This is a genomic window from Arthrobacter sp. 24S4-2, assembly GCF_005280255.1.
In the GTDB taxonomy this organism is placed as follows: Bacteria; Actinomycetota; Actinomycetes; order Actinomycetales; family Micrococcaceae; genus Arthrobacter.
This window is the reverse complement of sequence record NZ_CP040018.1, coordinates 3,640,066-3,658,670: the sequence shown is the minus strand read 5'-3', so window position 1 is coordinate 3,658,670 and position 18,605 is coordinate 3,640,066. Positions and strand designations below refer to the sequence as shown.

Annotated in this window: 18 protein-coding genes and 2 pseudogenes; 17 read left to right on the top strand and 3 right to left on the bottom strand. The window is 63.5% G+C overall.

Going from position 1 to position 18,605, the window contains the following annotated elements; genetic code table 11:
- Positions 1-87: 87 nt before the first annotated feature.
- From FCN77_RS17020 to FCN77_RS16955, 14 genes and pseudogenes are all read left to right on the top strand, one after another.
- Positions 88-1,247 (top strand): annotated as a pseudogene (locus FCN77_RS17020) (MraY family glycosyltransferase).
- 108 nt (positions 1,248-1,355) lie between these two features.
- Positions 1,356-1,841: a hypothetical protein gene (locus FCN77_RS17015; protein WP_137324828.1), complete on the top strand. Its 486-nt coding sequence runs from the start codon at positions 1,356-1,358 to the stop codon at positions 1,839-1,841.
- A complete protein-coding gene (locus FCN77_RS17010) occupies positions 1,834-2,184 on the top strand; it encodes an AtpZ/AtpI family protein (protein ID WP_254678601.1) in 351 nt (116 codons plus the stop codon). The genes FCN77_RS17015 and FCN77_RS17010 overlap by 8 nt, the downstream gene beginning before the upstream one ends.
- Before the next feature lie 91 nt (positions 2,185-2,275).
- A complete protein-coding gene (gene atpB, locus FCN77_RS17005) occupies positions 2,276-3,076 on the top strand; it encodes a F0F1 ATP synthase subunit A (protein WP_137323213.1) in 801 nt (266 codons plus the stop codon).
- A gap of 96 nt (positions 3,077-3,172) precedes the next feature.
- The gene (atpE, locus tag FCN77_RS17000) at positions 3,173-3,391 is read left to right on the top strand and encodes an ATP synthase F0 subunit C (protein ID WP_003804776.1); all 219 of its coding nucleotides are present in this window, start codon (positions 3,173-3,175) and stop codon (positions 3,389-3,391) included.
- A 48-nt stretch (positions 3,392-3,439) separates the two neighbouring features.
- Entirely contained in the window at positions 3,440-3,991 is a 552-nt protein-coding gene (locus FCN77_RS16995) for a F0F1 ATP synthase subunit B (protein ID WP_137323212.1), read from the top strand.
- Entirely contained in the window at positions 3,991-4,818 is an 828-nt protein-coding gene (locus tag FCN77_RS16990) for a F0F1 ATP synthase subunit delta (RefSeq protein ID WP_137323211.1), read from the top strand. Before FCN77_RS16995 ends, FCN77_RS16990 begins: the two co-directional genes overlap by 1 nt.
- 83 nt (positions 4,819-4,901) lie before the next feature.
- Positions 4,902-6,539: a F0F1 ATP synthase subunit alpha gene (gene atpA, locus FCN77_RS16985; RefSeq protein WP_137324826.1), complete on the top strand. Its 1,638-nt coding sequence runs from the start codon at positions 4,902-4,904 to the stop codon at positions 6,537-6,539.
- A 76-nt stretch (positions 6,540-6,615) separates the two neighbouring features.
- A complete protein-coding gene (locus FCN77_RS16980) occupies positions 6,616-7,509 on the top strand; it encodes a F0F1 ATP synthase subunit gamma (protein WP_137323210.1) in 894 nt (297 codons plus the stop codon).
- 81 nt (positions 7,510-7,590) lie between these two features.
- Complete coding sequence (atpD, locus tag FCN77_RS16975; protein ID WP_137323209.1) at positions 7,591-9,045, top strand: F0F1 ATP synthase subunit beta; 1,455 nt, start codon at positions 7,591-7,593, stop codon at positions 9,043-9,045.
- Between the two features lies 1 nt (position 9,046).
- Complete coding sequence (locus FCN77_RS16970) at positions 9,047-9,331, top strand: F0F1 ATP synthase subunit epsilon (protein WP_137323208.1); 285 nt, start codon at positions 9,047-9,049, stop codon at positions 9,329-9,331.
- A gap of 10 nt (positions 9,332-9,341) precedes the next feature.
- Positions 9,342-9,773: a DUF2550 domain-containing protein gene (locus FCN77_RS16965; protein WP_137323207.1), complete on the top strand. Its 432-nt coding sequence runs from the start codon at positions 9,342-9,344 to the stop codon at positions 9,771-9,773.
- Between the two features lie 5 nt (positions 9,774-9,778).
- Positions 9,779-11,110, top strand: coding sequence for an alpha/beta hydrolase family protein (locus FCN77_RS16960; protein ID WP_137323206.1), 1,332 nt, complete (start codon positions 9,779-9,781; stop codon positions 11,108-11,110).
- A gap of 77 nt (positions 11,111-11,187) precedes the next feature.
- Positions 11,188-13,713, top strand: a complete 2,526-nt coding sequence (locus tag FCN77_RS16955) for a bifunctional lysylphosphatidylglycerol flippase/synthetase MprF (RefSeq protein WP_137324825.1) — start codon at positions 11,188-11,190, stop codon at positions 13,711-13,713.
- A 148-nt stretch (positions 13,714-13,861) separates the two neighbouring features.
- Here FCN77_RS16955 and FCN77_RS16950 read toward each other — a convergent pair whose 3' ends face one another.
- The gene (locus tag FCN77_RS16950; protein ID WP_137324824.1) at positions 13,862-14,443 is read right to left on the bottom strand and encodes a dihydrofolate reductase family protein; all 582 of its coding nucleotides are present in this window, start codon (positions 14,441-14,443) and stop codon (positions 13,862-13,864) included.
- 158 nt (positions 14,444-14,601) lie between these two features.
- Between FCN77_RS16950 and FCN77_RS16945 the strand changes: the two genes are divergently transcribed.
- Positions 14,602-15,933 (top strand): ISL3 family transposase, encoded by a 1,332-nt coding sequence (locus tag FCN77_RS16945; protein WP_137323205.1) that lies wholly within the window; start codon positions 14,602-14,604, stop codon positions 15,931-15,933.
- A 185-nt stretch (positions 15,934-16,118) separates the two neighbouring features.
- On the opposite strand, the gene FCN77_RS16940 is transcribed toward FCN77_RS16945, so the two are convergent.
- Both FCN77_RS16940 and nucS read right to left on the bottom strand, forming a co-directional pair.
- Positions 16,119-16,322: a cold-shock protein gene (locus FCN77_RS16940; RefSeq protein ID WP_011692441.1), complete on the bottom strand. Its 204-nt coding sequence runs from the start codon at positions 16,320-16,322 to the stop codon at positions 16,119-16,121.
- Between the two features lie 297 nt (positions 16,323-16,619).
- A pseudogene (nucS, locus tag FCN77_RS16935) lies at positions 16,620-17,314 on the bottom strand (endonuclease NucS).
- Positions 17,315-17,383: 69 nt separating this feature from the next.
- Between nucS and FCN77_RS16930 the strand changes: the two are divergent.
- Together FCN77_RS16930 and FCN77_RS16925 are read left to right on the top strand one after the other, a co-directional pair.
- Positions 17,384-17,728, top strand: a complete 345-nt coding sequence (locus FCN77_RS16930) for an ATP/GTP-binding protein (protein ID WP_137323204.1) — start codon at positions 17,384-17,386, stop codon at positions 17,726-17,728.
- 10 nt (positions 17,729-17,738) lie between these two features.
- The gene (locus tag FCN77_RS16925; RefSeq protein WP_137323203.1) at positions 17,739-18,539 is read left to right on the top strand and encodes an alpha/beta hydrolase; all 801 of its coding nucleotides are present in this window, start codon (positions 17,739-17,741) and stop codon (positions 18,537-18,539) included.
- The last annotated feature ends 66 nt before the right edge of the window (positions 18,540-18,605 follow it).

The window sequence follows — 18,605 nt, the reverse complement described above, 5'->3', positions numbered from 1 at the left end:
TCCCTGCTGCCCGGCAATGACCGGACCGCAGCGGTGCATACAGTCGAGGGTTGTTTCCGCTGACGGCATGGGGAAGGTGACTTCCCCATGATCATGTACCTGCTCATGATGCTGACGGCGGCCGGAGTGTCCTTCGCCGCCACCTGGGGTGCACGCCTGATCGGCAACAGGCTCGAACTGTTCTCGCCGATCCGCAGCCGGGATACGCACTCCCACCAGGTTTCGAGGCTCGGCGGCCTCGGGATCTACGCAGGATTCCTGGTGGCCCTGATTGTTGCCAGCCAGTCATTCTTCGTAAAGGACATCTTCCGCGGCAATGCCTCCCCGTGGGGGTCCTTGCCGGCGCAACGCTGATCGTCGTAGTGGGGCTGGCCGACGACCTCCTCGACCTGCGCTGGTGGGTCAAACTGATCGGTCAGAGCGCGGCAGCCACGGTGGTGGCCATCTGGGGCGTCCGGATGACGATCGTTCCGTTTGTGCCGGAACCCATCGTGCTCGAGAACGACATTGTGAGCATCGTCCTCACCGCCGGACTCATCGTGACCACCATGAACGCCTTCAACTTCATTGACGGTCTGGACGGGCTTGCCGCCGGCGTGGCCATCATCGGCGGCGCCGCCTTCTTCCTGACGGCTTACTGGGTACACAGGTCCGCGGTCCTGCTCGATTATTCGGACCTCGCGACGCTCCTGACCGCGGTGGTGGTGGGCGGTTGCGTGGGCTTCCTGCCGCATAACTGGTTTCCCTCGAAGATCTTCATGGGGGATTCCGGCGCCATGCTGATCGGGCTCCTCCTGGCCTCTGCCGGTATCGTCTCAACCGGCCAGATCACCTCCGGCCTCTACGACCGCGCCAACGGTATCCCGACGATCATCCCCATCCTCCTTCCGTTCGCGGTGCTGTTCCTGCCGTTGTTGGACCTCTGCCTGGCAGTGGTCCGGCGGACTGCACTGGGGCGTTCGCCGTGGTCCGCTGACCGCGGACACCTCCACCACAAGCTCATGGACATCGGATATTCCCACCGGGCTGCCGTGCTGCTGATGTATGCATGGACCTGCGTCCTGGCCTTTGGCGGCCTGGCATTTGCCATCTTCCCCTGGCAGATGGTGCTGGCTGTGGACGTGCTGGCGGCCGCCATTATGGCGGTGGTTACAGCTTGGCCCTACCTGCGCGACAAGGCCCCGGGTCCGGGGCCGAGGTCGGAGGCAGAGTCCGCGGCCGAGTCGGAAGCTGCGGGGCAGGAGTGAACACTTCACACCCTTTTCCGAATATTTTCTATCTCATGTAGAATTTCAATGCGGCCAGTCGCCGCATACACCCTCGCCAGCCCGCAGTATCACGACGATTGGGATCTCATGACCTCCAACGCCGAACCCGGACACAGATCCGGCGACGGACCCGTTGGTGTTTCCGGCCCCACAAAGTCGCTGTGGCTGCGGCTGTTGATCCTGAGCTCCGCCGCTGGCGGTGCCGCACTGGTGCTCACGGCCATACCGGCAGCGATCCTCAACGGCGCCGTGGGGGTGCTGTCCAGCACCTTCGGCGGCATCCTGGTCATGGCCTTCTTCGGGATCAGCCTCCTCGTTGGCCATTTCGTCGGACGCAACAATCCGTCGGGAGCCATCGGCGTCTTTGTGGTCACGTACTTCGTCAAAGTTGTGGGGTTTGCCGTGGTGCTCTTTGTTTTCGGCGCGCCCGCGTGGCTCCACGGACGCTGGTTCCTGATCGGTGCCGTCGTGACCGTGGTGTTTTGGCAGGCAGCCGAGATTTATGGTTTCGGCAAGTCGAGGCTCCAGATTTACAACGATCCCGAACCCCGAAAAGGCGGCACCGATGTTTAGCCGCAAAACTGGCCGGGGGCCACTTGCCAGACCTATTAACAAAGCTGCCAAAACACCCAAAACTACAGCCGGTGCCCCCGGTGTATCCACTGACGGCAGCGACGGCGGATACAACGCCGGAATCGCCGTCTTTAGCTACATTGTTGGCGGAATCATCGTCTGGAGTTTGATAGGGTGGGGTCTGGATTATCTGTGGGGAACCCGCTGGATTGTGCTCGCAGGCGCTCTGCTTGGAGTTGCGGGAGGGTTCTATCTTTCTCATATGCACGGCCTCACCAGTAACAGAACGTCAACTGGTGAAGACAGTGCAGCCAGCGGCCCGTCCAAGGACGAGGAACAGTAATGCCAAACAATTTCACATGGGGAAGGGCGGACATGAAGATCGCCGGACCCTCACCAACGCCCAATGATGGACACTGCAGAGAGGAAACGCGTTGATCGCGCTTGCGCTCCCGGCCCAAGATTCAGGAGAGTTCAATCCTCCTGGAATTGAAGAACTCCACCTGCCGGCAATCCTGCCGTGGGGTGCGGCAGACGGATTCTCCAAGCAGATGCTGCTGGTAATCCTGTCGGTCGTCATTATCGCTACATTCTTTCTGCTAGCTGCGCGGAAGCAGCAGCTTGTTCCCGGCAAACTGCAGTTTGCAGGCGAGGCCGCCTACGGTTTCGTCCGTAACAGCATCGCCAAGGACATCATCGGCGGCAAGGACTTCATGAAGTACGTCCCGCTGTTGTTCAGCCTCTTCTTCTTCATCCTGGTGAACAACATCTACGGCGCCATCCCGGTTGTCCAGCTTCCGAGCTTCTCCCACGTCGGCGGAGCATATGTGCTCGCGGCCATCGTCTACGTCACCTGGATCGCCATCGGTGTGAGGAAGAACGGGATCAAGTACTTCAAGCTGGCCACCGTTCCCTCGGGAGTGCCGATTTACATCCTCCCGATCGTGATCCCGATCGAGATCATCTCCAACTTCCTGGTCCGGCCGGTCACGCACAGCCTCCGTCTGTTCGCCACCATGCTGGCAGGCCACCTGATCGTGATGATTGCCGGTTCCGGCATCGAATACCTGGTCATGCAGGAGAACGTCCTCCTCAAGGGCACCTCGGTACTGGTGCTCGCCGGCGCTATCGCCATGTACATGCTGGAAGCGCTGATCATGGCGCTGCAGGCTTACGTCTTTACGCTGCTGACTGCCATCTACATTGAAGGCGCGCTGCACGCGGACAGCCACTAGGCACCCCGCCGTCAGGCACAACACAGACTTCCCCTTCGCGGGGATGAAGCAACCCAAACAACCTGCCACACGGGTGGCATCTTGAAAGGAAGAAAAATGGAAGGCTCCATCAACGGCTCCCTCAACCTCATCGGCTACGGCCTCTCCGCTATCGGCGGTGGTATCGGTGTGGGTCTCGTGTTCGCGGCTTACATCAATGGTGTGGCACGTCAGCCGGAAGCCCAGCGCGTCCTGCAGCCGATCGCGTTCCTCGGCCTCGCGCTGACTGAAGCCCTCGCCATCCTTGGCCTGGTCTTCGCGTTCGTTCTCAAGTAAACAGAACAACCGAACATCCAGAACCGAGTAGATAAGGACGGGTGAAATATGCATCAAGCGATCATCTCAGCCGCCACCGAAGGCGGTACTAACCCCCTCGTTCCCAATCCTTGGGAGATGCTTGTCGTCTTCGCCGGCTTTGCTGTCCTCATGTACATCGTGGTCAAGTTCGTTGTCCCGATGTTCGAGAAGACGTTCGCAGAGCGTGCCGAGGCCATCGAAGGTGGCATCGCCAGGGCCGAAAAGGCCCAGGCCGAGGCCTCCGCAGCACTCGAAGAGTACAAGCAGCAGCTCACCGACGCCCGTGCAGAAGCTAACCGCATTCGCGAAGAAGCCCGTGGCGAAGGCGCTCAGATCCTTGCGGACCTGAAGGAAAAGGCAGCTGCAGAGTCTGCCCGCATCACCGCCCACGCCCACGCGCAGATCGAGTCCGAGCGCCAGGCTGCTGTCGTGTCGCTTCGCGCTGAGGTCGGCACGCTGGCTACCACGCTGGCGAGCCGCATCGTTGGCGAGTCACTCACGGACGATGCGCGTGCGGCCCGTGTGGTTGACCGCTTCCTGGCAGATCTGGAGAACCAGAACGCAGGTGCAGCTAAGTAATGGCAGGTGTATCGAGCGAATCGCTGACGGCGGCGCTGGTTGCGTTGGAAGCCAAGCTTCCCTTCGCTTCGCTGCAGTTGGCTAAGGAACTCTTCGGAATCCTGGGAACGGTGGACAGCTCGGCTGGCTTGCGCCGCGCCCTGACTGACCCGTCCCGCAGCGGTGACGAAAAGTCGGCGCTGGTCAGGCAGCTCTTCAGCGGGAAAGTCTCCGCTGACGCTGTGGAAATCGCGAGCGGACTGGCCGGTTCACGCTGGGCGTCGGCTCGGGACATCGGCGATGCACTCGAGACTCTTGCCGCTTCGGTGGTAATTGCCGTTGCTGAGAACAGGTCGGCCGTCTCTGCCTCAGGAATCAACGGACTGGAAGCGCTGGAGAACGATCTGTTCTCCTTCAACCAGACCGTCGGCTCCAGCCACGAGGTACAGCGTGCTCTGTCCGAGCCGCAGGCGAGCCCGGCTGCCAAGATTGCCTTGGCCGAGAAGCTCGTCCCCAGCGCAAGCGAGGAAGCGAAAGTCCTTATCGGACAGGCAGTTTCGCAGCCCCGCGGCCTCAAGGCGACCAGCCTTGTGCGTCGTTTCGCGGAGCTTGCAGCCAAGCGCCAGCAGCGCTGGATCGCAACGGTCAGCGTCACCCGTCCGCTGACGGAGACCCAGACCAGCCGACTGCAGGCAGGGCTGAACGCCCTGTACGGGCGCGAGCTCAAGATCAACATGAACGTTGACCCGGCACTGATCGGTGGCATCCGGATCCAGGTTGGTGACGAAGTGGTTGACGCTTCGGTCATCGCCCGCCTGGGCCAGCTCCAGCGTCAGCTTGCCGGCTAGCCGGACAAGCACAACTTAACTGATAGAAACCCCGGTCATCGTGAGCAACGATGATCACGAAAACAGGAGAGCAGGGACTGCAGATGGCCGAATTGACCATCAACGCCGACGACGTCCGTATTGCGTTGAACGAGTTCGCGGCGTCCTACGAACCCGGAAACGCAGAGCGCGTAGAGGTCGGCCGTGTGACCACCGCAGGTGACGGCATCGCCCGTGTTGAGGGCCTTCCCTCGGTCATGGCGAACGAGTTGCTTCGTTTCGAAGACGGCACGCTGGGCCTGGCCCAGAACCTCGACGTCCGCGAAATCGGCGTCATCATCCTCGGTGACTTCACCGGAATCGAAGAAGGCCAGGAAGTCCACCGCACCGGTCAGGTTCTGTCCGTGCCGGTCGGCGACGCCTTCCTCGGCCGCGTGGTCGACCCGCTGGGCCAGCCCATCGACGACCTCGGCGAAATCAAGGCCGAAACCACCCGTGCCCTGGAACTCCAGGCGCCCGGCGTGACCCAGCGCAAGTCGGTGCACGAGCCGATGCAGACCGGTCTTAAGGCTATCGACGCCATGATCCCGATCGGCCGCGGCCAGCGTCAGCTGATCATTGGTGACCGCCAGACGGGCAAGTCGGCCATCGCCATCGATACGATCATCAACCAGAAGGCCAACTGGGCTTCCGGGGACGTCACGAAGCAGGTGCGCTGCATCTACGTGGCCATCGGCCAGAAGGCGTCCACCATCGCGGCTGTCCGTCAGACGCTGGAGGACAACGGCGCCCTGGAATACACCACCATCGTGGCTTCCCCGGCGTCCGACCCCGCAGGCTTTAAGTACCTGGCCCCGTACGCGGGTTCGGCTATTGGCCAGCACTGGATGTACGGCGGCAAGCACGTCCTCATCGTGTTTGATGACCTTTCCAAGCAGGCCGAGGCCTACCGTGCTGTGTCGCTGCTGCTCCGCCGCCCGCCGGGACGCGAAGCCTACCCGGGCGACGTCTTCTACTTGCACTCCCGCCTGCTGGAGCGTTGTGCCAAGCTCTCCGACGAGCTGGGCGCTGGCTCGATGACCGGCCTGCCGCTCATCGAGACCAAGGCAAACGACGTTTCCGCCTACATCCCGACCAACGTGATCTCCATTACCGATGGCCAGATCTTCCTGCAGTCGGACCTCTTCAACGCCAACCAGCGTCCGGCTGTCGACGTGGGTGTGTCCGTCTCCCGCGTGGGTGGCGCTGCTCAGGTCAAGTCCATGAAGAAGGTCTCCGGTACTTTGAAGCTGGAACTGGCCCAGTACCGCGACATGCAGGCCTTCGCAATGTTCGCGTCGGACCTCGACGCCGCATCGCGCCAGCAGCTGACCCGTGGTGCACGCCTGATGGAACTGCTCAAGCAGGGCCAGTACTCGCCGTTCCCGGTCGAGAACCAGGTTGTATCCATCTGGGCCGGCACCAACGGCTACCTGGACGACGTTCCGGTTGAGGACATCAACCGCTTCGAAACCGAGTTCCTGGAGCACCTGAAGCACAAGTCCTCCATCCTGACGACGCTGGCACAGACCAACGTCATGGACGATGACACTGCAGAAGCGCTGAAGACCTCGATCGTGGCCTTCAAGAAGGGCTTCTTCGGCGAGGGCGACAACTTCCTGGTAGGTGCGGGGCACGAGGAGCACGCCCCCATCGACGAGGCTCAGGTCGACCAGGAAAAAATCGTCAAGCAGAAGCGCTAGTTTCGCTGGCAGGGACTGCCGGAACCCCGACGGGTTCCGGCAGTCCCGGCCACCGGGATCTTAGGAAAGGATAAGTATGGGAGCCCAGATTCGGGTCTACCGCCAGAAGATCAGCTCGACGACGTCGATGCGCAAGATCTTCAAGGCGATGGAACTGATCGCTACCTCGCGCATCGGCAAGGCCCGCGCACGCGTAGCGGCTTCACTGCCTTACGCAAACGCGATTACGCGTGCCGTTTCTGCTGTCGCAAGCCAGAGCGAAATCGACCACCCGCTGGTCACCGAGCCCGAGCAGATCCGCCGGGCCGCCGTCCTGGTAATCACCTCGGACCGCGGCCTTGCAGGTTCTTACTCGGCCAGCGTGCTCAAGCAGGCGGAAGGCCTAACCGAGCTGCTGCGTGAGGAAGGCAAAGAAGTCAAGACGTACGTTCTCGGCCGCAAGGCCCAGGCGTACTTCGACTTCCGCAACCGTCCTTACGCACGGGTATGGACCGGCAACACGGACGCACCGGAGTTTGCGACCGCGCAGGAAATCGGTGCTGCACTGCTGGAGGACTTCGCTACGGCCTTTGAAGAGGACGGCGTGGATGAGATCCACGTTGTCTACACCCGCTTCAAGTCCATGGTGACGCAGGAACCGACGGTCATCCGTCTTCTTCCCCTTGAGGTTGTCGAAGAGCAGGCTGCGTCCGAATCGGACCTTCTGCCCCTCTACGAATTCGAGCCGAAAGCTGAGCAGGTTCTTGACGCCCTGCTGCCGCGCTACATCGAATCACGTATTTTCGCCGCCATGTTGCAGGCAGCAGCTTCCGAGCTCGCAGCCCGTCAGCGTGCGATGAAGTCCGCCGGCGACAACGCCACGGACCTCATCAAGAAGTACACGCGTCTGCGCAACACTGCCCGCCAGGCTGAAATTACGCAGGAGCTTTCCGAAATCGTGGCCGGTGCCGACGCTTTGAACGCGTCCTAGCCAGCACGGTTCCGGTCCAGCTGTACCTGCACCAAAAGATAAACTTAACCCCCACGCCATCTACTGAGTGAAGTGAGAGAGATGACTGCCACAGCTACCGAACACGTAGCCGCAACGTCCGGTGCCACCGGCCGTATTGCCCGTGTTATTGGCCCGGTTGTCGACGTCGAATTCCCGGCTGACGCAATCCCCTCGATTTACAACGCACTCACCACGGAGATTACTCTCAACGGTGAGACCAAGACCATCACGTTCGAGGTTGCCCTGCACCTGGGTGACAACCTCATTCGCGCCATCTCGCTGCAGGCTACCGACGGACTCGTCCGCGGTACCAACGTGGTGGACACCGGCTCGCCCATCACCGTTCCGGTGGGCGACGGCGTCAAGGGCCACATCTTCAACGTCCTCGGCAAGCCGCTTGACGTTGACGAGTCCGAGATCCAGGCTTCGGACCACTGGGCCATCCACCGCAAGGCTCCTGCCTTCGCAACGCTCGAGGGTTCCACCGAAATGCTGGAAACCGGCATCAAGGTCATCGACCTCCTCACCCCGTACATCAAGGGTGGAAAGATCGGTCTGTTCGGCGGCGCCGGTGTCGGCAAGACCGTTCTGATCCAGGAAATGATCACCCGTGTGGCCCGCAACTTCGGCGGCACCTCGGTGTTCGCCGGCGTCGGCGAGCGTACCCGTGAAGGTAACGACCTCTGGGTTGAAATGGAAGAGGCAGGCGTCCTCAAGGACACCGCCCTTGTATTCGGCCAGATGGATGAACCGCCGGGAACGCGTCTGCGCGTGGCACTGTCCGCCCTCACCATGGCGGAGTACTTCCGCGATGTGCAGAACCAGGACGTGCTGCTCTTCATCGACAACATCTTCCGCTTCACGCAGGCAGGCTCCGAGGTTTCCACCCTTCTCGGCCGCATGCCTTCCGCCGTGGGTTACCAGCCGAACCTTGCTGACGAGATGGGCCTCCTCCAGGAGCGCATCACGTCCACCAAGGGCCACTCCATCACCTCGATGCAGGCCATCTACGTTCCCGCAGATGACTACACCGACCCGGCGCCGGCCACCACCTTCGCACACCTCGACGCGACCACGGAACTTTCCCGCGAAATCGCCTCCCGTGGTCTGTACCCGGCTGTGGACCCGCTGACGTCGACGTCCCGAATCCTGGACCCCCAGTACATCGGCAAGGACCACTACAACACGGCTGTCCGTGTGAAGCAGATCCTGCAGAAGAACAAGGAACTCCAGGACATCATCGCCATCCTCGGTGTTGACGAACTGTCGGAAGAGGACAAGATCGTCGTGTCGCGTGCACGCCGCATCCAGCAGTTCCTCTCCCAGAACACGTACACCGCCAAGCAGTTCACCGGCGTCGAGGGCTCCACGGTTTCCATCAAGGACACCGTTGAAGGCTTCACCGCGATCTGCGACGGCGAGCTTGACCACGTTGCAGAGCAGGCGTTCTTCAACATCGGCGGCCTGGATGACGTTGAGCGCCAGTGGGCCAAGATCCAGGAACAGACCAAGTAATATGGCTGAGCTTGAGGTTGAGATTGTCGCAGCGGACCACTTCGTGTGGTCCGGAGCGGCCAAGATGGTCAAGGCCCGCACCAGCGATGGTGAAATCGGAATCCTGCCCGGCCACTCGCCCCTGCTGGCGATTCTGGCCGAAGGTGAGCTGGCGATTGAGCCTGTTACCGGTGACCGCATTGCTGTAGTTGTTGACGGTGGATTCTTCTCCGTGGACAACAACAGGGTCGTCATTGTTGCTGACAACGCCCAAATGGGTGACGCGGCTACTGCGGGGATCCGCTAGCACGACCTTGATGAACGATCCTGGTTTTCCGTTCATCGCGTTGGCAACTGTCTTTGCGTTGCTGATTTTTGCACTGTGCCTGTCCGGGGTGCGCCGCTTCAACCTGCGGCGTGCCCTGGGCACAGTGGACGCCTCCATTTGCACGGCTGGAAAAAGCTGGCAGATGGGGGTTTGTCGTTATCAGGACAACGACCTGGAGTGGTTCAAGCTGCTCTCGCTCAGTGTGCGCCCCAAATACACGTTCCGGCGCAGCTCGCTGGAACTCATAGGCCGCCGCCAACCCACCGAGTCCGAACTCGTCAAAGTGCAGCCCGACTCCGTGATCGTGGAACTCCACTACGAAGGCCAGGAAGTCCTGCTTGCCATGAAGTTCGACGCCTACACCGGCCTGTCGTCATGGCTGGAGGCCGGCCCGGTCATCGGTGTTGGCACCTGGCGCTAACGTCAGTGGATTTCATAGCTGACGTCCACCTGACCGACGGACCTGTGCTCTGGGTTGCCTGGACAGCCGGAGTCCTGGGCACCGGTTGGCTGCTGTGGGCCCGCGGACGCCGCTGGATGCTCAGCGTGGGCGCAGCCCTGGTGCTCGCCGCCGGTGTTGTGCTGGCAGTGCACTGGCTGCTGATGTATGTCTTCCTGACCCTGCCCGAGGAACTCCCTCGCGAAGTGCTCGCGTGGTTTGTGGCAGTGGTCTTCGCGCTCTTCCTGTGGGTGCTGCGGCTGTGGAAACTTCGACGGCGACGGTCTGCCGCGGCGGGCAAACCCGCCTGGCGCGCGGGCTCAGCGGCCACCGCTGCAATGCTCGGCGTGTTCCTGCTCGGCGCCGTCCAGATCAATGCCTACTTCGGCCTGAACCACACGGTCAGCGACTTCCTCGGCACCGCGGCGGCCCGCATCGAGCCGCTTGACCCCGGACTGAAGCGGCAGCCGGGGGCACCCCAACCCACGGCCCTGGCCGCGTGGCATGCACCCGACGGAATGCCGGACAGCGGGATCCTGCAGAAGGCTGCGATTCCCGGGTCCTCGTCCGGCCTCACCACACGGGATGCCTACATCTACCTGCCTCCGGCCTACCAGGCGACGCCCCGTCCCGCGCTCCCTGTCCTGGTGCTCTTTTCGGGGCAGCCCGGTGGCCCGTCGGACTGGCTCACCGGGGGCGCCTTGCGGAGCCGGATGGACCGCTTCGCCACCGAACACCACGGGGTGGCGCCGGTGGTAGTTGTGGTGGACCCCAACGGAACGGCTGCGGCCAACACCCTGTGCATGGACAGCCGCATCGCCAAGGCCGACACGTTCCTTTCCCACGACGTGCCCCAGTGGATTGAGCAGAACCTCGACGTCGACCCCGACCACCGGCAGTGGGCAGCCGGCGGATTCTCCTTCGGCGCCACCTGTGCAATGCAGATGGGAACGCGCCACCCGGACATCTACGCCGCGGTCCTTGCGTTCTCCAGTGAGCGGGAACCCGCGCTGGCCAAGGAACGACAGAAAACCATAGACGCCGCATTTGGCGGGGATGTGTCAGCCTTCGATGCGCAGACGCCGTTGAACATCATGCACGAACGCCGGTTCGACGGGAATGCAATCTATTTCGGGGCGGGTTCCCGGGACCCGGAATTCCTGGGCTACATGGACGAACTGTCCCGGGCCGCGCGTTCAGCGGGATTCGCTGTGGAGGCCCGGGCCGTGCCCAACGCCGGTCATTCCTGGGAAACCGCGTCAAGGGGACTTCCCCCTGCCTTGGACTTCATGGCACAACGCTGGAGAATCAGTCAGTGAACAGCGAACCCGCAACGAGCCTGCCCCGGGCCAACGAGGGCTCCGCCGTCACCAGCAGCCCGTCCTGGGGCGGAGTCATGCTTCAGGCCCTGCGGCGGATCAAGGAGCACTTCAAAGCGGTGCCGTTTACCCTGACGGTTCTCGCTCTGTTTCTTGGGACGGGCGCTGCCACCGACAGCTTCCTGTCAGGACCGCCGGAAGCACTCCTCGCCGTGGCGTCAGTTAACGGGACGGCACTGCGGGACGGCCAGTGGTGGTCCCTGTTCACTTCGCTCTTCTTCGCCACGAACCCGACGGCGTACGTCACCGCCGCACTCATGATCCTGCTCCTGCTGGGACTCGCCGAACGCAGGCTGGGGACGCTGCGGACTGCTGTGTTCTTCTTCGCGGGACAGTTCGTGGCTGTCTCGCTGTTTCTGTTGGTGACCCAGCTGGCCCGCTACGCCGGCGACGGCTGGCTGGGGCTCATGGTGGACGCACGCCACATAGGGCCGTATGCCGCGGTCCTTGCTGCCAGCCTGGCCGCCAGCGGACTGGTTCCCACCCTGTGGCAACGCCGCCTTCGCACCGGAATCCTGTCTGCGTCGCTTCTTCTTGTCCTCTACGTGGGGCATCCCGAGACAGTCGTCGGGTTCTGCGGCGCCCTGGCCGGGCTGGCAACCGGGTGGTGGATCCAGGGCGACCTCGGAAGGCTCCACCGGCACCGTTCAACCGGACGCGAGACACGTAACCTGCTGGCCTTGATCGTGGGGATTTTCGCCGTCGGCCCCATCCTGACCGCGGCAGTCCGCAGCCCCACGGGGCCGCTGGCGCTCCTGCGGGATGTGGTCCTGAACCCGCTGCCCACCCTCAGCCAGCTGGAGGAGAACTGCGGCGGCACGGTGGATGTGAGTTGCCTTGAGGTCGGGCGGACCGGGTTTGCCGGGCCTCTGGGCCTCGCCCTGGCCATCGTCCCGGTGCTGCTCCTGCTGATCTGTGCGGACGGCCTGCGGCGCGGGCGCCGGCTGGCCTGGCGGATCACCATCGGCCTCCAGCTGGCCGTCACTGCGCTGTCCGCCGTCTACCTCACGCTGTTTGCCCGGATTCCGCACTACCCGTCCCGGCCCCGCACGGCCGTGATGGGGTCCGGCTTTGTCCATGTGCTCCCGCTGGTGGCCGTTCCGCTGCTGCTGGTGGTGCTGCTGTGGATCAACCGCCGCCAGTTCAGGGTGGAAACCTCGGTGCGCGACAGGCGGAAGCTGGCGGGCGTGCTGGGCGGAACTTTGACTGCCTTGGCCGGGACCTATTCCATCGCGTGGCTGGCGGCCGGAGGGATGCAGCGCGACGGTGGCCTGTTTGGCCTGGCGGCAGAACTGTCGCGGCAGTATCTGCCTGTCCCCATCCCCAGTCTGTATCTCCGGGTCTTCCAAGACCGCAATTCGGTGGAAGCCTTCCTGTTCGCCTATGCAGGCATTGCTTTCTGGGCCATCGCCCTGGCCGGCGTTTGGCTTGTGCTGCTGGGCAGGCACCACGGCGCAGGTGCCGGCGTCGTGGACAGGGATGTTGCGCGGCGCCTTGTGCGCCGGGGCGGCGATTCGCTGTCCTGGATGGCGTTGTGGGAACCGAACAAATACTGGTTCACGCCTGCGCAGGATGCCGGCGTTGCCTACCAGCAGCACGGCAGCGTGGCACTGACCCTGGGCAGTCCGTTTGGCGATCCGGCACTGAGGGATGTCGCCGCCGCGGGGTTCCTGCAATACTGCGCGGAACATGCGCTGGTTCCGTGCTTCTATTCAAGTACCGACGGTCTCTGGCCAATGCTGCACGCCCGCGCATTCAGCCGGGTAGCCGTGGCGCAGGAGACCAGGCTTGCCGTCAGGGAGCTTGAATTCAAAGGCAAGGAGTGGCAAAACGTCCGGACCGCACTGAACCGGGCGCGAAAGATCGGCGTCACGGCGGTCTGGGGACGGTACAGCGAATTTCCTGCCGCGCTGCGGGCACAGCTCCTGGAGGTATCCGAAGAATGGGCGGCCCAGAAATCCGTCCCGGAAATGGGCTTTACGCTCGGCGGCATGGACGAACTCATGGATGACGATGTGCTGTGCTGTGTGGCTGTTGGCCCGGACGGCGTCGTGCATGGCGTGACCAGCTGGCTCCCCGTTTTTGCGGAGGGACAGGTTGTGAGCTGGACGCTCGACTTCATGCGGCGGCGCGAGGACGGCTTCCCCGGTGTGATGGAGTTCCTCATTGCCTCCGCGGTCCTGGAGCTGCGGAGTTCGGTTGAAGTGATCTCCCTGTCCGGATCGCCACTGGCAAAGGATCCCCAGGACGCTGTGGACGTCCGGTCCGACGACGCTGACCCGAACCCGGACCGGGACGCTGACCGGGACCCCGGGGGACTGGCGGCGATCCTGGACGTGGTGGGGAAAGCCCTGGAACCGGTATACGGATTCCGCTCGCTGGCAACCTTCAAATCACGGTTCAAGCCCGAATACCGGACTCTCTACCTGTATTACCAGGATCCCCTCCAGCTGCCTGCCATCGGCAGGGCATTGAGCCGCGCCTACCTCCCCGGTCTCTCCGTGCGCCAGAGCGCCCGGCTGCTCAGGACGCTGGTGGGCTAATTGGGCTTGTATCTCAGTTGAGGGTGTAATCGCTGGCTGGATGTTGGCTGGCGCGTCGGTCCCGGGGCAGCGATGCGCAACCGCAGCCGGAGGCCCGATCTTGTGTCGCCGTTCGCAGTGGACTTCTTCGCGTACCCGCTCAGATCGGTCAACGGCGCACCCGATAGCGCAGGTGAAGCACCCGGTTGCCCTGAATCACCACGTCGGGATCCTCCAACAGGTGCTGTGCGTGGACCGATCCGAAGTAGCGCTTGCCGGACCCGAACACGACGGGTACGACGTCCATGCGCACCTCGTCGACCAGGCCCGCGGCAAGCACCTGGCCACCGACGTCGCCAGCCGCGACCTCGACGATGCGGTCACCCGCGAGCTCCTGCGCCTTGGCCACGGCTGCCTCGACGCCGTCGACGAAGTGAAACGGCGCCTCGGGGTCCCAGCCCTCGGGCTTCGGCCGGTGCGTCACGACGACCACGTGGTAGACCCCGCCCGGAGGCTTCCCGTCCCAGCCGTCCGTCATGTCGAAGACGTGGCGGCCGACGATTGTCGCCCCGATCTGGTCCCAGTACGGCCGGGTGTAGTCGTAGGACGTCTGCGACACCTTCACCTCGCCGCTCTCGTCCAACGGGACGTCACCGCTGGACAACCAGTCGAACAGCGGTCCGGGCTGGTCGTTCTCGTCCGCGACGAAGCCGTCCACCGACACCGAGCTGTACATGACCACCTTGCCCACGGGGCTCTCCTTTGCTTTGGTGTGCCCCATATTAGCGAGTCGTGAGTAGCGGGCGTGTGATGTCGTCGGCGGCGGTGGTCGGCGCGTCGGTGGCCGGGTAGGGGTCGAGGTCTCCCGAAGATGGAAGTTCTCACACGGCCCATCCGGAAGACCTCGACGTGCCTGACGCTACCCCTGGGGCGGGCTTTGCCTGCCCTGATCTGACCGTGTTCTGCCGACTCGACGAGCTCGGTCTCGAAGTGACCGGGCAGCGGTTCGAGCCGGACCGTGCTGTCTTGGCCTGTCACGTCGTCGAGCCCGACGGGTCGGATGAGAGGTGGTGTCGTCGCTGCGGATGCGAGGGATCGCCGCGCGACACAGTGACCCGGCGTCTGGCGCACGAGCCGCTGGGTTGGCGGCCGACCACGTTGGTGGTCACGATCCGTCGCTATCGGTGCTCCGGCTGCGGGCATGTGTGGCGCCAGGACTCCAGCCTGGCTGCTGAGCCGCGGGCGAAGCTCTCGCGGCGTGGTCTGCGGTGGGCGCTCGAAGGCATCGTGCGCCAGCACCTGACCGTCGCCCGTGTCGCTGAAGGACTCGGGGTCGCCTGGAACACCGCCAACGACGCCGTCCTGGCCGAGGGCAAGCGGGTCCTGATCGACGATCCGCACCGGCTCGACGGCGTCCAGGTTCTCGGCGTCGATGAGCACGTCTGGAGGCACACCCGGCGCGGCGACAAGTACGTCACCGTGATCATCGACCTCACACCCATCCGGGACGGCACCGGCCCAGCACGGCTGCTGCACATGGTCGAGGGACGCTCGAAGCAGGCGTTCAAGCAGTGGCTGAGCGGACGCCCCGAGGCGTGGCGCGACGGGGTCGAGGTGGTCGCGATGGACGGGTTCACCGGGTTCAAGACCGCCGCGGCCGAGGAGATCCCCGCAGCGGTCGCGGTGATGGATCCCTTCCACGTGGTCCGCCTAGCCGGTGACGCGCTCGACAAGTGCCGGCGTCGGGTCCAACTCGCGATCCAAGGCCACCGCGGTCACAAGGACGACCCGCTCTACGCCGCCAGGAGGACCCTGCACACCGGTGCCGACCTACTCACCGACAAGCAGAAGGACCGACTCACCGCCCTGTTCGCCGCCGAAGAGCATGTCGAAGTCGAGGCGACTTGGGGGATCTACCAGCGGATGATCGCCGCCTCCCGTCACCCGGATCGAACGAAGGGGCGCGAGCTGAAGGAGAACCTGATCGGGTCGGTCAGCGCAGGCGTTCCCGCGGCGCTGAGCGAGGTGATCACGCTGGGCCGAACGCTGAAGAAGCGCGCCGTCGACGTGCTCGCCTGCTTCGACCGACCCGGCACCAGCAACGGCCCAACCGAGGCGATCAACGGACGACTCGAACACCTCCGCGGCTCCGCCCTCGGGTTCCGCAACCTCACCAACTACATCGCCAGATCGCTACTCGAGACCGGCTGCTTCAGGCCGCTGCTACACCCTGAATTATGAAGAGTCGCTAATTGGGTAATGCGCACGGAACGTCTTGAATGTATGTTTTCAGGTTTCGAAAACATTTGTGACAAGAACAATGCGCCGGCGCCGCAATGGAAATAGCCCAAAAAAATGATCCCCGGCACGAATGCCGGGGATCATTGATTGTTGGACGCCGCCGGGGGCGGCAACCCTACGAAGGACTAGACCAGCGTTACGCCGGTAGCCTGGGGGCCCTTGGCGCCCTGGCCGATCTCGAACTGAACGCGCTGGTTCTCGTCGAGGGTCTTGAATCCACCGGTCTGGATCTCCGAGTAGTGAACGAAGACATCGCCATCGGAGTCATCCGGGGTGATGAAGCCGAAGCCCTTTTCAGCGTTGAACCACTTGACGGTTCCCTGTGCCATTTATTTCTCCTCATTGTGGAACTTGGTTAAGTCCGGCACACTTCGTGCCGTCCTTGGTCACTCTGCGAGAAGAATCCTGGCTTGCCGCCCGGTGGAACCGGACACTAGCTGCAGAAGCTTCGCGCTCGCAACATGTCTTGCGAGCATGAAAAACACCTACACAAAGACTTATATAAGAATTTCATGTGCGTTGCGTCAGGTCAACGGGCAAAACGGGGAATTCGATAAATTTTGCGTAAAGCCCATGTGAACCGCGGCCATATGACAGCACATCACGCCTAGGGGATGACCGCGCGGTCAAAAGAGGCGGGACTCGCTGTCGTCCACGCCGCGCATCGCGTCGTAGTCCAGGGTGACGCAGTCGATGCCGCGGTCGTTGGCCAGGACCTTGGCCTGCGGCTTGATCTGCTGGGCGGCGAAGATGCCGCGGACGGGTGCCAGCAGCGGATCCCGGTTGAGAAGTTCCAGGTAGCGCGTCAGCTGTTCAACGCCGTCGATGTCGCCGCGCCGTTTGAGCTCGATGGCCACCGTGGCGCCATCGGCGTCCCGGGCCAGAATGTCCACCGGGCCGATGGCGGTGAAGTATTCGCGCCGGATAAGCGAAAAGCCCGTGCCGAGCCGCTCAATCTGGTCGGCCAGCAGGCGCTGCAGGTCCGCTTCAACGCCGTCCTTGATGAGGCCCGGATCCTGGCCCAGTTCATGGGAGGTGTCGTGGAGCTGCTCGTGGATGTTGATGATCAGCCGGTCATCGGTTTTGGTGGACTGGACAGTCCATTGCTCGGTGACTCCCAGTTCCAGGTCCACTTCGTCGGGTGATGAGACGCGAAGGCTGGCCGGAGGGCTCATCCAGTTCAGCGGCTTGTAGGAGCCGCCGTCGGAGTGGACCAGGACGGAACCGTCCGCCTTGACCAGCAGGAGCCTGGTGGCGAGGGGAGGTGGGCCTTGAGCCGGCCAACATAATCAACAGAACAACGGGCTATGACTAAACGCACCCGGTAAACACTACCGTCTGAGCCCAATGCAGGAACAGCGCGGGGCACAGCCTGGGGCAGAATGGAACCATGCCCCGTTCCAACCGCCCCCGCCGTGCCGCCTCCGGAAAATTGGGACAGGCCAGCCGCAAGCACGCCACGGGCCCCGTGCCGGAGCTGGACCTGGAGCGTGCCCGGTCGGGCATCGCCCGGCGGGAAAGCGCCCCCGACGGTGAATGGATGGTCCGCACAATGACGGCCAAGCGGGCCGAAAAGTCGTATATCTGCCCGGGCTGCTCCACAGCGGTCCTCCCCGGCGTGGAGCACCTGGTGGTGTGGTCGGAGGACCATCTGTTCGGCGCTGCAGCCGGCCTGTCCGAACGGCGGCACTGGCACTCCAACTGCTGGACCTCACGCACGTACCGGTATCGCTAAGCTGTTAGGCATGACTTTTGACCCGGCGTCGTTCGAATTCAGCCAGCCCTCCGGAGCAACAGCAATCCGGGCCTCAACTGTGCTTCCGGCCCGCCGGGAAAACGTGGAAATACGCACGGACGACGGTCATGTGCTGGTTGGTGAACTCGCAGTCCCGGAATCGGGCGCTATTACCGCAACGCTGATCACCCTGCATCCGCTGCCAACCCACGGCGGCTTCATGGACTCCCATGTGTACCGCAAGGCCTCCTACCGGCTCCCTGCACTGGCCGGCGTTGCCGTGCTCAGGTTCAACACCCGGGGGACCAGTTCGCCGCGCGGCACCAGCGAGGGCCGCTTCGAGGAGGGAATCGGGGAACGCCTTGACGTCGAAGCCGCCGTACAGTTCGCCGCGGACAGGAACCTCCCCAACCGCTGGCTGGTGGGGTGGTCGTTCGGAACGGAGCTTGCGCTCATGTACGGGGCTACGGAACCGGTGGCCTCGCAGGTGGAGGGCGCCATCCTGCTCTCCCCGCCGCTCCACCGGGCCACGGACGTGCACCTGTCCGAGTGGGCGTCTGCCGGCAAGCCCCTCACGGTGCTCGTGCCGGAGCACGATGACTACCTCCAGCCGGCCGCCGCCGCGGAACGCTTCAGCCTGGTGCCGCAGGCCCGCCTGGTGGGGGTCGACGGCGCCAAGCACCTCTGGGTGGGGGAGAAGTACGCTGCCCGCGTGCTCAATGAAATCGTCGACGACGTCACGGAACAGGGAGCGGGGCCGGACGGCCTGCCGCAGGAATGGAACGGACCGGTCGCCTCGGCGGCACCCTGAGCGGGAACCCGGCCAAAACCAGGACATCCGCCCCGTGGACCCACGGGGCGGCTGTCCTGGTTAGTG

Coding starts and splice junctions, on each gene's coding strand:
- FCN77_RS17015 (WP_137324828.1), top strand. CDS start 1,356: ATGACCTCCAACGCCGAACCCGGACACAGATCCGGCGACGGACCCGTT.
- FCN77_RS17010 (WP_254678601.1), top strand. CDS start 1,834: ATGTTTAGCCGCAAAACTGGCCGGGGGCCACTTGCCAGACCTATTAAC.
- atpE (WP_003804776.1), top strand. CDS start 3,173: ATGGAAGGCTCCATCAACGGCTCCCTCAACCTCATCGGCTACGGCCTC.
- FCN77_RS16995 (WP_137323212.1), top strand. CDS start 3,440: ATGCATCAAGCGATCATCTCAGCCGCCACCGAAGGCGGTACTAACCCC.
- FCN77_RS16990 (WP_137323211.1), top strand. CDS start 3,991: ATGGCAGGTGTATCGAGCGAATCGCTGACGGCGGCGCTGGTTGCGTTG.
- atpA (WP_137324826.1), top strand. CDS start 4,902: ATGGCCGAATTGACCATCAACGCCGACGACGTCCGTATTGCGTTGAAC.
- FCN77_RS16980 (WP_137323210.1), top strand. CDS start 6,616: ATGGGAGCCCAGATTCGGGTCTACCGCCAGAAGATCAGCTCGACGACG.
- atpD (WP_137323209.1), top strand. CDS start 7,591: ATGACTGCCACAGCTACCGAACACGTAGCCGCAACGTCCGGTGCCACC.
- FCN77_RS16970 (WP_137323208.1), top strand. CDS start 9,047: ATGGCTGAGCTTGAGGTTGAGATTGTCGCAGCGGACCACTTCGTGTGG.
- FCN77_RS16965 (WP_137323207.1), top strand. CDS start 9,342: ATGAACGATCCTGGTTTTCCGTTCATCGCGTTGGCAACTGTCTTTGCG.
- FCN77_RS16955 (WP_137324825.1), top strand. CDS start 11,188: ATGCTTCAGGCCCTGCGGCGGATCAAGGAGCACTTCAAAGCGGTGCCG.
- FCN77_RS16940 (WP_011692441.1), bottom strand. CDS start 16,322: ATGGCACAGGGAACCGTCAAGTGGTTCAACGCTGAAAAGGGCTTCGGC.
- FCN77_RS16930 (WP_137323204.1), top strand. CDS start 17,384: ATGCCCCGTTCCAACCGCCCCCGCCGTGCCGCCTCCGGAAAATTGGGA.
- FCN77_RS16925 (WP_137323203.1), top strand. CDS start 17,739: ATGACTTTTGACCCGGCGTCGTTCGAATTCAGCCAGCCCTCCGGAGCA.